At 60.0% G+C, this 13,134-nt stretch carries 11 protein-coding genes; 6 read left to right on the top strand and 5 right to left on the bottom strand.

Going from position 1 to position 13,134, the window contains the following annotated elements; translation table 11 throughout:
* Nucleotides 1–487: 487 nt before the first annotated feature.
* Nucleotides 488–2,776: a catalase/peroxidase HPI gene (gene katG, locus ACA044_RS19305; RefSeq protein ID WP_497442823.1), complete on the bottom strand. Its 2,289-nt coding sequence runs from the start codon at nucleotides 2,774–2,776 to the stop codon at nucleotides 488–490.
* Between the two features lie 391 nt (nucleotides 2,777–3,167).
* On the opposite strand from katG, the gene ACA044_RS19300 reads away from it, so the two are divergent.
* The 3 genes from ACA044_RS19300 (at nucleotide 3,168) to ACA044_RS19290 (ending at nucleotide 4,469) form a co-directional block, all read left to right on the top strand.
* The gene (locus ACA044_RS19300; protein ID WP_497442822.1) at nucleotides 3,168–3,659 is read left to right on the top strand and encodes a GNAT family N-acetyltransferase; all 492 of its coding nucleotides are present in this window, start codon (nucleotides 3,168–3,170) and stop codon (nucleotides 3,657–3,659) included.
* Between the two features lie 252 nt (nucleotides 3,660–3,911).
* Nucleotides 3,912–4,283: a hypothetical protein gene (locus ACA044_RS19295; RefSeq protein WP_497442821.1), complete on the top strand. Its 372-nt coding sequence runs from the start codon at nucleotides 3,912–3,914 to the stop codon at nucleotides 4,281–4,283.
* Between the two features lie 3 nt (nucleotides 4,284–4,286).
* Nucleotides 4,287–4,469, top strand: coding sequence for a DUF1289 domain-containing protein (locus ACA044_RS19290; RefSeq protein ID WP_497442820.1), 183 nt, complete (start codon nucleotides 4,287–4,289; stop codon nucleotides 4,467–4,469).
* 260 nt (nucleotides 4,470–4,729) lie between these two features.
* On the opposite strand, the gene ACA044_RS19285 is transcribed toward ACA044_RS19290, so the two are convergent.
* Entirely contained in the window at nucleotides 4,730–5,623 is an 894-nt protein-coding gene (locus tag ACA044_RS19285; protein ID WP_497442819.1) for a LysR family transcriptional regulator, read from the bottom strand.
* Between the two features lie 128 nt (nucleotides 5,624–5,751).
* Between ACA044_RS19285 and ACA044_RS19280 the strand changes: the two genes are divergently transcribed.
* Nucleotides 5,752–7,173, top strand: coding sequence for an MFS transporter (locus ACA044_RS19280; protein WP_497442818.1), 1,422 nt, complete (start codon nucleotides 5,752–5,754; stop codon nucleotides 7,171–7,173).
* Between the two features lie 385 nt (nucleotides 7,174–7,558).
* On the opposite strand, the gene ACA044_RS19275 is transcribed toward ACA044_RS19280, so the two are convergent.
* Nucleotides 7,559–8,863 (bottom strand): MFS transporter, encoded by a 1,305-nt coding sequence (locus ACA044_RS19275; RefSeq protein ID WP_497442817.1) that lies wholly within the window; start codon nucleotides 8,861–8,863, stop codon nucleotides 7,559–7,561.
* 207 nt (nucleotides 8,864–9,070) lie between these two features.
* Between ACA044_RS19275 and ACA044_RS19270 the strand changes: the two genes are divergently transcribed.
* Both ACA044_RS19270 and sthA read left to right on the top strand, forming a co-directional pair.
* Nucleotides 9,071–10,126 carry an FAD:protein FMN transferase gene (locus ACA044_RS19270; protein ID WP_497442816.1) on the top strand — a complete coding sequence of 352 codons (1,056 nt, stop codon included), beginning with the start codon at nucleotides 9,071–9,073 and terminating at the stop codon, nucleotides 10,124–10,126.
* 208 nt (nucleotides 10,127–10,334) lie between these two features.
* Nucleotides 10,335–11,729 carry a Si-specific NAD(P)(+) transhydrogenase gene (gene sthA, locus ACA044_RS19265; protein WP_497442815.1) on the top strand — a complete coding sequence of 465 codons (1,395 nt, stop codon included), beginning with the start codon at nucleotides 10,335–10,337 and terminating at the stop codon, nucleotides 11,727–11,729.
* A gap of 42 nt (nucleotides 11,730–11,771) precedes the next feature.
* On the opposite strand, the gene ACA044_RS19260 is transcribed toward sthA, so the two are convergent.
* Together ACA044_RS19260 and ACA044_RS19255 are read right to left on the bottom strand one after the other, a co-directional pair.
* Complete coding sequence (locus tag ACA044_RS19260; protein ID WP_497442814.1) at nucleotides 11,772–12,494, bottom strand: glycerophosphodiester phosphodiesterase; 723 nt, start codon at nucleotides 12,492–12,494, stop codon at nucleotides 11,772–11,774.
* Nucleotides 12,495–12,507: 13 nt separating this feature from the next.
* Nucleotides 12,508–13,089: a PilZ domain-containing protein gene (locus ACA044_RS19255; protein ID WP_497442813.1), complete on the bottom strand. Its 582-nt coding sequence runs from the start codon at nucleotides 13,087–13,089 to the stop codon at nucleotides 12,508–12,510.
* Nucleotides 13,090–13,134 lie beyond the last annotated feature (45 nt).

The following is a 13,134-nucleotide window of genomic DNA, read 5'->3' as shown; positions in this document are numbered from 1 at the left end:
GACGCCAGCACTGGACGGCTCTACATAGAGCAATCAGTAATCTGGCCGGAACATGCAGGACGAAGTAGCTCGGGGTTTGTGACGCAGGGTTATGGAAATACAAGAACGAGATTTGAGGAGGTGTGGGCGCCAAACAGAAAACCTGTAGCGGGACGTTGGGTTGAAAGTCTCGTAGCGACTGTCACACAACCCTGAGGTCAGGCCTGGGCGCAGGTGGAAGGCCGAAAATGAGGTACAAAAAAACGGCGCAATGGCCGGTTTTGTCGGACGCGACGTGTATGCGTTGTAATGTGTTTGGTACCGAGGAATCGGGTGTTGAATCAGGTGGATCCGCAGGTAGGCGAGGGCATGGCTTCAACGTTTTCGCAGTAAAAAGCCCCGCCCCATTTTAGGTGGGGCGGGGCTTTTTGCGTTAGAAGATCAAAAGATCGTAGCCTGCGGCAGCTCGGTGTTGATCAGCAGCTGCCGTCCCCCGGGTCAGTTCACATCACCTCAGATCAAACCGATCCAGATTCATCACCTTGACCCAAGCCGCAATGAAGTCTTTCACAAACTTCTCCTTCACGTCGTTGCAGGCATAGACTTCAGCCAACGCTCTCAACTGCGCATGTGAGCCAAACACCAGATCAACACGCGTAGCTGTCCATTTGAGGTCGCCGGTTTTGCGATCACGCCCTTCAAACTCTTCATTGGCCTCCGACACCGGTTTCCATTCCACGCCCATGTCGAGCAGGTTTTTGAAGAAGTCGTTGGTCAACGCTTCCGGTTGCTTGGTGAACACGCCGTGTTGGGTTTGTCCGACGTTGGTGTTCAGCACACGCAGGCCGCCGATGAGCACGGTCATTTCTGGGGCGGTGAGTCTCAGCAGTTGGGCCTTGTCGATCAGTAACGCCTCGGCCGATACGCTGTATTTGCTCTTGAGGTAGTTGCGAAAGCCATCGGCGGCGGGTTCGAGGAAGCCGAAGGATTCAACATCCGTTTGTTCCTGGCTCGCGTCCATTCGTCCCGGTGTGAACGGCACCGTCACGGTCTGGCCGGCATTTTTCGCTGCTTGTTCGACGCCGACACAACCGGCCAGCACGATCAGGTCCGCCAGCGAGATTTTCTTGCCTCCGCTGTTGAACTCGCTCTGAATGCTTTCGAGTTTCGCCAGTACGTTCGCCAGTTGTTCAGGCTGGTTGGCTTGCCAGAATTTCTGCGGGGCCAGGCGCAGGCGCCCGCCATTGGCGCCGCCGCGTTTGTCGGAGCCGCGGAAGGTGGAAGCCGCCGCCCAGGCGGTCGACACCAGTTGCGAGACTGACAGGCCGCAGGACTGGAGTTTGCCCTTGAGAGCGGCGATGTCGCTGTCGTTGACCAGGGCATGGTCGACCGCCGGGATGGGGTCTTGCCACAGGAGTTCTTCGTTGGGCATTTCCGGGCCGAGGTAGCGGGAGAGGGGCCCCATGTCGCGGTGGAGCAGCTTGAACCAGGCGCGGGCGAAGGCGTCGGCCAACTGATCGGGGTTCTCCAGGAAGCGCCGTGAGATCGGTTCATAGATCGGGTCGAATCGCAGGGATAGGTCCGTGGTCAGCATGGTCGGGTTACGCCGCTTGGACGGGTCGTGAGCATCCGGAATGATGCCCGCGCCAGCGCCGCCTTTCGCCGTCCACTGGTTGGCACCCGCCGGGCTCTTGGTCAGTTCCCATTCGAAGCCGAACAGGTTTTCCAGGTAGTTGTTGCTCCACTTTGTGGGCGTGGTGGTCCAGGTCACTTCCAGGCCGCTGGTGATGGTGTCGCCACCCTTGCCGCTGCCGAAGGTGCTCTTCCAGCCCAGGCCCTGAGCTTCGAGGCCAGCGGCTTCGGGCTCGGCGCCGACGTTGTCGGCAGGGCCGGCGCCGTGGGTCTTGCCGAAGGCGTGGCCGCCGGCGATCAGTGCCACGGTTTCTTCGTCATTCATGGCCATGCGCCCGAAGGTCTCGCGGATGTCCACCGCAGCAGCGACCGGGTCCGGGTTGCCTTCCGGGCCTTCCGGGTTGACGTAGATCAGGCCCATTTGCACCGCGGCGAGCGGGTTTTCCAGGTTGCGTCCGCCCTCGGTGCGGCTGTCCTCATTTTTCCCCGGCTCAGCAATGAGTGGGCCTTCGCCGGGTTCTTGCATCGGTTCTTTTTTGTCTTTGTCGTAGCGGGTGTCACCGCCCAGCCACTTGTTTTCGGAGCCCCAATAGACGGCCTCATCCGGTTCCCAAACATCTGGCCGGCCACCGGAAAAACCGAAGGTCTTGAAGCCCATGGATTCCAGCGCGACGTTACCGGTGAGCACGATCAGGTCGGCCCAGGAAATGTTGCCACCATATTTCTGCTTGATCGGCCAAAGCAGCCGGCGGGCCTTGTCGAGGCTGACGTTGTCCGGCCAACTGTTGAGCGGTGCGAAGCGCTGCTGACCGGAGCCGGCACCGCCACGACCGTCACCGGTGCGGTAGGTGCCGGCGCTGTGCCAGGCCATGCGAACAAACAGCGGCCCATAGTGACCGAAGTCCGCAGGCCACCAGTCTTGCGAATCGGTCATCAGTGCATGCAGGTCTTGTTTGAGTGCCTGAAAGTCCAGGCTTTTGAACGCTTCGGCGTAGTTATAGCCCTCGTCCGTAGGGTCGGATAGGGACGAGTGCTGGTGCAGGATCTTCAGATTCAGTTGGTTCGGCCACCAATCGCGGTTCGTCGTGCCACCGCCAGCGGCGGCGTGATTGAACGGGCATTTCGATTCATTTGCCATGTGAGCGCTACCTTTGGTCGTATTCATCCGGCTATCCGGCCCGGGGTGGGCGCGCAATAGCGACGAGCGAAATCAATGACATAGGCTGGAGCCGTTCGATCAATTGATCGTCGTGGTCACACGGGAAATCCGGATAGCGGCAATCGAGTTGCCAGCACGGTGGCCCACGGCAAGCCTAGTATGCTTTCTGACTCATTCGTATCTTCTTATCAGGTCTCAACCGGCCAGCTTCCGCCAGCGCTCCAATAAGGTTAGACGTCTATAAAGCAGTCAGCTAATAGGTGGAGTATTGGGGGGTGATAGGCATAGTCTTTTACTTGAACCCTCAAGATGGAGCCGCTGTAATGAGGCGCTCCTGCTTCTATCCAGTGCCGGCAAAACGTATTCTGTCGCACCGACATTTGGATGGAGCCAAATCATGCAACTCTCCCACCGCCCCGTCAGTGCAGAAGATGTGCTGACGATTTGCGACTTTCCTCAAAACCCCCAAGAGCTGTTTTTCATGTTTCCGAAGGCCCAGTACCCGCTGACGGACGCTCAACTGCGTGCATCGATTGCTCAACGCTCGGACTCAACGGTGGTTGAAGGGGATGGTTCTGTCGTGGGTTTCGCTAATTTTTATGCGTTTGAGCGCGATGGCGTTTGCGCGATCGGCAATGTGATCGTGTCGCCGAGGGCTCGGGGGAAAGGTGTCGCGAGGTTTTTGGTGGAAACGATGGTGGGGCTGGCGTTTGAACGTCATCGGGCAAGCGAGGTGCAGCTTTCGTGTTTCAACGAGAATACGGCTGGGCTGCTTTTGTATCCGCAGCTTGGGTTTGTACCGTTTGGGGTTGAGGAACGGGTGTCGCAGGATGGGCGCCGTGTAGCGCTTATACACATGAGAAAGACTGGGAGCCATGGGGGGCTCTGAGTATTTTCCGGGTCGGGATTTGTGCTGTTTATTCAGGCCTCTTCGCGAGCAAGCCCGCTCCCACAGGGAGGGTGTGTTGGAATATTTTTATGTGCACGACATAAATCCCCTGTGGGAGCGGGCTTGCTCGCGAAGACGGCAGCACAAACACAAAAGCTTTCAGATCAGATCAATGACGCTGAGAGGAAACGAGTGATGGAAGGTATCGTATGATGAGCCTTTTCCGTTGACGGCCACCCAAGGATTCACCCGATGTCTTTAAGCAAGCGCGATCAGGCGCACATCGAACGCCGCCTGGTGGCCACTCTGACCGAGGGGTGTGAAACAGCCAAAGGGGAAATAATCGGGTTCTGCTGGCTGACTCATGTAGTCGATTACGACGCCTTTCCTTCCAGCCTGCGGGTGGTCTGGGTCTTCGATACGCAAGCCAACAAGGATCAGGCGCTGGCGAGCGGGCAGGGCGAGCGCATGGTCGAACTGACGGCCGTGGCGTTAAGTGCAGCGGATGTTTTCGTCAGCCCGGTTGCGGCCCATGTGCAGTTTGATTCTGAAGAGCAATGTCGGCGTGCCAATGCCGGCAACTGGCAGCAACGTTTGGCGCCCAAGCGTTCGACGCGGGGTTGAAACGTGGCCAAGGATATCGAAAATCCGTGTGTTTCCGTTTGCCAGCTCAGTGGTGAGCTGTGTGTCAGTTGTGGCCGCACCAAGGACGACATCAGAAAATGGAAACGCATGAAGCGTCCGGAAAAAATGGCGGCGGTGCAACGCGCGAGTTTGCGGTTGAAGGGGCTTCAGAAAAGGAAGGTTTGAGGGTAATGCCACTCAGTTAAGCCGAATGCGATCCCGTAGCAGCTGGCGAAGCCTGCGTTCGGCTGCGAAGCAGTCGTGAATCCGGTTAATGCGGTCTGCCTGATGTACCGCAATTTCTGATTTTACGACTGCTACGCAGCCGAACGCCGCCTCGCTGGGGCTCGACAGCTGCTACAACAGGGGTACGAAGAATCGCTCGATGGCGCCGCTGACCAGGTTCCCCAGCAGTTCATCGCGCTCTCGATAGCGGGGATGAAACTCTAGGGTCGTGTACAAACCTCCCGAACGCATTCACGCAGCCATCGATGCGCTGAATCGGCATCCATCCGTGGGTGCCAGAGCATCGAAATGGTGATCGGCGGCAGTTCGAACGGAAGGGCGAAACTGTGTAGGCCGGTGCGCAGGTTTCGGGTGTGTTGAGCGGGCACGGTGGCAATCAGGTCTGAGGCGCGAGCCAGTGCCAGCGCGGCCGAGAAGCCGCCGACGATGGTGGTGATCTCGCGCTCCAGTCCCAGCACTTTCAAGGCTTCATCCATCGGCCTCTTATCAAGCCCGCGCCGTGAGACCAGGATGTGCCTGCCTGCGGCATAACGGGAGGCGGTGACCTCGCCCTCGCTCAGCGAATGCCCTGTGCGCACGATGCCGACGAAACGATCTTCAAACAACGCACGGGTACGCACCTCCGGGCTCGTTGTGCCGCCGACCACGCCGGTTTCCAGGTCGACGGAACCGTCACGAAGCGCGGCGCTGTCCTTGCTCGGTTTCTGCACAAAGTGCAGGCGCACGCCGGGTGCTTCCTCACTGACGCGGGCTATCAACGCCGGGCCGAAGTTTTCGACAAAACCGTCGCTGGTGCGCAGCGTGAACGTTCGAACCAGTTGCTTGAGGTCGAGCTGTTCGGCGGGGCGCAAAACCGCTTCGGCGTCTTGCACCAATCGACTGACGTGTTCGCGCAGTTCGAGCGCCCGGGGCGTCGGCACCAGCCCGCGTCCGGCCCGGACCAGCAGCGGGTCGCCCGTGGTTTCGCGCAATCGCGCCAGTGCCCGGCTCATGGCCGACGGGCTCAGGCGCAGTCGTTGGGCGGCGCGGGCGACGCTGCCTTCGGCGAGCAGCACATCCAGGGTAATCAGCAGGTTCAGGTCGGGAGTCGTCATGCCTCAACGTTAGCACGGCGTGAGGCTGACATGGCGTCAAGCGCATCTATCAAGTGCAAAGCATGCGCCTTCCGCCTTGTCACGCGCGGGCATACGCTGCTGATCTACCTTTCAGATGCGGCCAAGCCATGAAACTCATCACTCAATCAGACTCGGTGCGCTGGGCGCTTGCGAGCCTTTCGCTGTCGATGTTGATGCCTTCCCTCGACACCAGCATCGCCAACGCAGGTTTGCCGACACTGGCCCAGGCGTTCGATGCTTCCTTCCAACAAGTGCAGTGGATCGTTCTGGCGTATCTGCTGGCGATCACCACGCTGATCGTCAGCGTCGGACGACTGGGCGACATCGTCGGCCGTCGGCGCTTGCTGCTGGCGGGCATTGGCATTTTTACCCTGTCATCGCTGGCATGCGGTGTGGCACCGTCGCTCGGGTGGCTGGTCGGCGCCCGGGCGGTGCAGGGGCTCGGGGCGGCGATCATGCTGGCGCTGACCGTGGCGTTTGTCGGTGAGACGGTGCCGAAAACGCAGACCGGCAGCGCCATGGGGCTGCTCGGCACGATGTCGGCGATCGGCACCACCCTGGGGCCGTCGCTCGGTGGAGTGTTGATCGCAGGCGCAGGTTGGCAGGCGATTTTTCTGATTAACGTGCCGCTGGGTGTTCTGAATATCTGGCTTGCGTATCGCTATTTGCCTGCGGACTCTCAGCGAGAGAAAGCAGGGCGGGTGGGCTTCGACAAGGCAGGTACGTTGTTGCTGGCGCTGACGCTTGGGGCGTATGCGCTCGCCATGACGACCGGGCACGGTGATCTGGGGCCGTTCAACATCGCACTGCTGCTGGCGGCTGTTTTCGGCGCTGGGCTTTTCATATTCGTTGAGGCCACGGTGGCATCGCCATTGATTAAATTGGCGCTGTTCCGCGAGCCGGGATTAAGCGCGAGCCTGGCCATGAGCACGCTCGTTTCGACGGTGATGATGGCGACGCTGGTGGTCGGGCCGTTTTATCTGTCGGGTGCGCTTGGGCTCGGTACGGCGCTTGTTGGCCTTGCCTTGTCGGTCGGCCCGCTGGTGGCTGCGTTGGCCGGTGTCCCGGCCGGTCGTCTGGTGGACCGTTTTGGCACTCGGCGCATGACCCTGATCGGGCTCGCTGCCATGGAGCTCGGCGCGGCTGTTTTATCCATGATGCCTGCGGGTTCCGGCCTCCTCGGTTACGTCGCGCCCATCGCGCTGATCACGGCCAGCTACGCATTGTTCCAGGCGGCCAACAACACCGCGATCATGACCGACATCCGCCCGGACCAGCGCGGCGTGATTTCCGGCCTGCTCAGCCTGTCACGCAATCTTGGGCTGATCACCGGGGCCTCGGTCATGGGCGCGGTGTTTGCGCTTGCCTCGGCGACGGCAGATGTCACTACGGCATCTCCCGCAGCCATCGCCAGTGGCATGCGAATGACGTTTGCCGTCGCCGCGGTGTTGATTGTCCTGGCCCTTGCTGTCGCGCTGGCGCTGAGAGTTTCCCACTGCTGCACTTCATGCAGTGATGAACTGCAGTGAAGCTGTATTGTTCACCTGAAATCGAATACCGATACTTCCTGCACATCGCGCAGATGGGCTGCGCTGAAGTGAAGGAGTCAGGCAATGGTTTCACCGGCGACGCTCATGGCGTTCAAGGAATGGCTGGAGGCCAGATTCACAAAGGGGCCGCCTTGGCTGTGTGCCGTGTGACAGTCTCTCTGTGTAAATGCCAGTCAGTTAAGGCACTGCAGCAGCGACGCACTCTTTGTAGCAGCTGCCGAAGGCTGCGTTCGGCTGCGAAGCAGTCGTAAAATCAGAAATTGCAGTACGCCTGGCAGACCGCATTTACCGGACTGACGACTGCTTCGCAGCCGAACGCAGGCTTCGCCAGCTGCTACAGGGCATTGGCCGCGCTGTGTTCCTTTTAGTGAGCGCCGCCGCCGACTATCGCCGCTTGCGCCGTGCGCAACGCATGCCGATTGCCACGGAACAACACCAGTGTCGCGATCAATCCCAGCACCGCCGCGCCACTGAGCCAGATCCCCGGTGCCGCCTTGTTGTCCAGCACATGGATCAAGTACGTACAGGCCGCCGGTGTGAAACCACCGAACGTTGCGGTCGCCAGGCTGTAGGCCAGGGAGAAACCGGTCGTGCGAACTTCTACCGGCATGATCTCGGTCAGGGCCACCACCATGGCACCGTTGTACGAGCCATACAGGAACGACAGCCACAACTCGACGATCAGCAAATGGTTGAAGCTCGGGTTCGCCACCAGCCACGACAGCGCCGGATAAGCCGTGAGGATCGCCAGAATCGTCGCCGCCAATAGCAGGGGTTTACGTCCGATCTTGTCGGAAAGCGCGCCCATCACCGGCAGCCAGAAGAAGTTCGACAGGCCGATGCACACCGTTACCAGCAACGCATCCAGATCCGACAGATGCAGTTCGGCTTTGCCGAAGGTCGGGGTGTAGGCGGTGATCAGGTAGAACGACACCGTGGTCATCACCACCAGCGCCATGCCGGCGAGGACGATGCCGAAGTTCTGACCGATCGAGCGGACGATGTCCTGCAGGGTAGGGCGGTGTTTACGCGCCTGGAACTCCGGGGTTTCTTCCAGCGAGCGGCGAATCACGAAGATCACCGGCACGATCATGCAGCCGATCAGGAACGGCACGCGCCAGCCCCACTCACCCATTTCTTCGGGGCTGAGCCAATGGTTCAAACCCACGCCGAGCAGGCCGGCGAATACCACCGCGGCTTGCTGACTGGCGGACTGCCAACTGACGAAGAAGCCTTTGCGGCCCGGTGTGGAAATCTCGGCGAGGTACACCGACACACCGCCCAGTTCCACGCCTGCCGAGAAGCCTTGCAACAGACGACCGAACAGCACGATCAGCGGTGCCGCGACACCCAGCGTGGCGTAACCCGGCACGCAGGCAATCAGCACCGTGCCGGCGGCCATCATTGCCAGCGTGATGATCAGGCCTTTGCGGCGGCCGTGACGGTCGATGTAGGCGCCGAGAAAAACCGCCCCCAACGGACGCATCAGGAAACCGGCCCCGAAAGTGGCCAGCGACAACATCAGGGACGCAAAAGCGCTGTCGGCAGGAAAGAAGGTTTTGGCAATGGCCGTGGCGTAAAAGCCGTAGACCATGAAGTCGAACATTTCGAGAAAGTTACCGCTGACAACGCGAAAAATCTCCTTGCCATTGCTCGTGTTGGAAGACATTTTTAGGTACTCACGCTGGTAAATCTTGTTTGAACACGCTGAGCCTGTGGGAGCGAGTCTGTGTGGCGAGGGAGCTTGCTCCCGTTCGATTGCGAAGCAATCGTAAAACCGGTCACCGCTATCGCGAGCAGGCTCGCTCCCACAGGTTTTGCGTCTGACTGACTGGCGCTGGGGCAGACCTCGCTCTCATGCGCTCTGACGCCCATAATGGCGGGCGCGGTTTTGAGGGGAGATGAAGATTTGTTAACTGGACGGTGGGGTAGTCTTGTGGTGCTGGCCGGCGTTTTGTCCGGTTGCGGCAACGGCGACAGCGACAGCCTGGAACGCTTCGACGGCCCGACTATGGGCAGCAGCTATTCAATCAAATACGTGCGCCATGCCGGTCTTCCCGCACCGGCGGAAGTCCGCGTCCAGGTCGAAAAAATTCTCGCTGATGTCGATCAGCAAATGTCGACCTATCGCAGTGACTCCGACATCGAACGCTTCAATAACTTGCCCGCCAACCACTGCCAGACAATGCCCGCGCCGATCCTCGAATTGGTCCGCGTCGGCGAGCGACTGTCTTCGCTAAGTGAAGGCGCCTTCGACCTGACGGTGGAACCGCTGCTCAACCTCTGGGGTTTTGGCCCGCAGGCACGTGAGGAAAAAGTCCCGACCGCCGAAGCGCTGGCCGAGGTGCAGCAACGCGTCGGCTATACCCACTTGCGCATCGACGGTGATCAGTTGTGCAAGGACGCCGCGGTCGAAGTCGACTTCAACAGCATCGCTGCCGGCTACGCGGTCGACGCGATTGCCGCGAAACTTGAAGCGCTGGGTATCCACAATTACCTGACTGAAGTCACTGGCGAACTCAAGGCCGTCGGCAAAAAACTCGACGGCTCACCCTGGCGCATCGCCCTGGAAGAGCCCCGGGACGACCAGCAAGTGGCCAAACGCATCATCGCCGTCGACGGCTTTGGCGTTTCCACCTCCGGTGACTACCGTAATTATTTTCAGCAGAACGGCCAGCGCTATTCCCACACCTTCGATGCCCGCACCGGTGCGCCGGTCCTACACACCCTGGCGTCAGTCACGGTGATTCATCCTTCAGCGTTAATGGCCGATGGCTTATCGACGCTGTTGCTGATTCTTGGTCCTGAACGGGGTTGGGACTATGCCCAAACCCATGACATTGGTGCATTCTTTGTGATTCGTGCCGATACAGGTTTTGTCACACGCACCAATCAGGCTTTTGAACGCCTGGCGGGTGAGAAAACCGAGTGATTACGGCGGCAAAAGCATTTTTCGATGGCGTTGTAGTGCAGGCAAAACTAGCCTACGGCGCGACCAAGGGTTAATGTGCGCGGCGTTGACGCTTCTATAGACTGTGTCCGGGTTTTTGCACTGGCCCCAAATTGTTCCTTCACGCCGCAGATCGGCGTGATTTAGCCGTAGGTGCCGATGGCGCCGCGGCCTGTTCTGAGGAGTACGCATGGCTGTCTACAACTACGATGTGGTGGTGTTGGGTTCCGGCCCAGCGGGAGAAGGCGCGGCAATGAACGCCGCCAAGGCAGGACGCAAGGTGGCGATGGTCGATAGCCGTCGCCAGGTCGGCGGCAACTGCACCCACTTGGGTACCATCCCGTCCAAGGCCTTGCGTCACTCGGTCCGGCAGATCATGCAGTTCAACACCAACCCGATGTTCCGGGCCATTGGTGAGCCGCGCTGGTTCTCGTTCCCGGACGTGTTGAAAAGCGCTGAGAAGGTGATCTCCAAACAAGTCGCCTCGCGCACCGGCTACTACGCCCGCAACCGCGTCGACGTATTCTTTGGCACCGGCAGCTTCGCCGACGAGCAAACCATCGAAGTGGTCTGCGCCAACGGCGTGGTCGAAAAATTGGTGGCCAAGCACATCATCATTGCCACCGGTTCGCGCCCTTATCGCCCGGCGGACATCGATTTCCATCACCCGCGTATCTACGATAGCGACACCATCCTCAGCCTCGGCCACACCCCGCGCAAACTCATCGTTTACGGCGCCGGCGTGATCGGTTGCGAATACGCCTCGATCTTCAGTGGTCTGGGTGTGCTGGTCGAGCTGGTGGACAACCGCGGTCAGTTGCTGAGCTTCCTGGACTCGGAAATTTCCCAGGCGCTGAGCTACCACTTCAGCAACAACAACATTACGGTTCGCCACAACGAAGACTACGACCGCGTCGAAGGCGTAGACAACGGCGTGATCCTGCACCTGAAATCCGGCAAGAAGATCAAGGCCGACGCCTTGCTCTGGTGCAACGGCCGTACCGGCAACACCGACGCACTCGGTCTGGAAAACATCGGCGTGAAGGTCAACAGCCGTGGCCAGATCGAAGTCGACGAGAACTATCGTACCTGCGTGCCGAATATTTATGGTGCCGGTGACGTGATCGGCTGGCCGAGCCTGGCCAGTGCCGCTCACGACCAGGGCCGTTCGGCGGCTGGCAGCATCGTTGATAACAACAGCTGGCGCTTCGTCAACGACGTGCCGACCGGCATCTACACCATTCCGGAGATCAGCTCGATCGGCAAGAACGAGCAAGAGCTGACGCAGGCCAAGGTGCCGTACGAAGTGGGCAAGGCGTTCTTCAAGAGCATGGCGCGGGCGCAGATCGCCGGCGAGCCGCAAGGCATGCTGAAGATCCTGTTCCACCGCGAGACGCTGGAAGTGCTGGGCGTTCACTGCTTCGGTTATCAGGCGTCGGAGATCGTGCACATCGGTCAGGCGATCATGAACCAGCCGGGCGAGCTGAACACCCTGAAGTACTTCGTCAACACGACGTTCAACTACCCGACCATGGCTGAAGCCTATCGGGTAGCGGCGTACGATGGCCTCAACCGGCTTTTTTGAGCGGCTCCGGCCGGTGGCCTGAGCCGGCCGGGGAGACCGATTTCAGCAATTCTCGAGCGTGGCAGTGGCCAAACCGGGAAAGTCTGTAATCAGGCTGTCAACGCCGAAGTCGGCGAGCCTGCGCATCAGCGCGGGCTCGTTGACTGTCCATACCGACACATGCAGCCCCTGACGCTGCGCCTTCTGCAGGCGTTCCGGCGTACACAGGGTCCAGTTCAGCGCCAGAATTTCGCAGCCATAGTTTTGCGCGACCTTCAACGGGTCGAGCCAGGCGTACTCGGCCACCAGTCCGCGAGACACGTCCGGCACCAGGTCCAGCGCGGCTTTCAACACTTCCCGTGAACTCGACGTAATCGTGATCTTGTCCCGCACACCGAAACGCTGTGCCATTTCGCGAATCGCCAGCACGGTGGTTGCGGCGCGGGTGCGCGAAGCGCTTTTGACTTCCAGCTGCCAGTGCTCGAAGTCGCATTGCTCGAATAAGGCTTCCAGCGTTGGAATCGGGCAGGGCTTGATCCAGCCCGGGCCTCCCTTGCGCGCGTCGTAGGTCACCAATTCGGCGGCGGTATGCTCGGCCACTTTGCCGCGACGGTCGGTGGTGCGTTTGAGGGTCGGGTCGTGGATCACCACCAACTCGCCGTCCCTGGACAGGTGCAGGTCCAGTTCACAACGGCGCACGCCGTGCTTGAGGCATTCCTGAAAGCTGGTCAGGGTGTTTTCCGGTGCTTCGCCCTTGGCGCCGCGATGGCCGTAGATGAGAGTCACGGTTCTTCCTTAATTAATGGCCTGATTCGTTTTGTTCACGCGCCTGGCGTCGTTCTTGTGCCTGCCGCTGCAAGATGTAGCGGGCCAGCAATTGCCGCTGGGCATCGGACAGGTATTCGAACTCGGTGCCGACGTCGTAGCCGTCGCCCTTGCGGTCACTATGGGTGACGCGGGCCCGCAGCAACAGGCCGAGGGCTTGCGGCATGAGTACCAGTTTGACCGACAGGTGCGCGCCGATGGCGATGGGCGTCGGATGCTGGAAGTCGATTCCCCCTTCGGAGATGATCACTGGCCGCGGTTCGCCGATCTGTCCGAGCACGGTCAGGGCGACCACCTGACTGAGCAGATCGATGCGTTTGTTCTGTGATTTCAGGAAAGCGGCGGTGTTGCGGTCGCGTTCGCTGATCTGGCGCAGCAGGTGTTGCGACTCGAATTCGCTCAGGTGCAGTTCGCTGAGCAGGTTGAATAGCGGGGAAGCATCCTGCAACACTTCCTGGCCTGCGGCTTCGGGAGCGGACAGGGGCCTAATTTCCAGTGCGATCGTGTCCTCGATACGGTAGTATTCGCGGCGATCTTCTTCATCTAATGTCGACATGGCGAACCCATGGTAGCGGCGGTGGTCTGAGTGTAAAGCTGGTTA

The organism is Pseudomonas sp. LBUM1673 (assembly GCF_059695645.1).
This window is presented reverse-complemented; position numbering and strand designations above follow the sequence as displayed.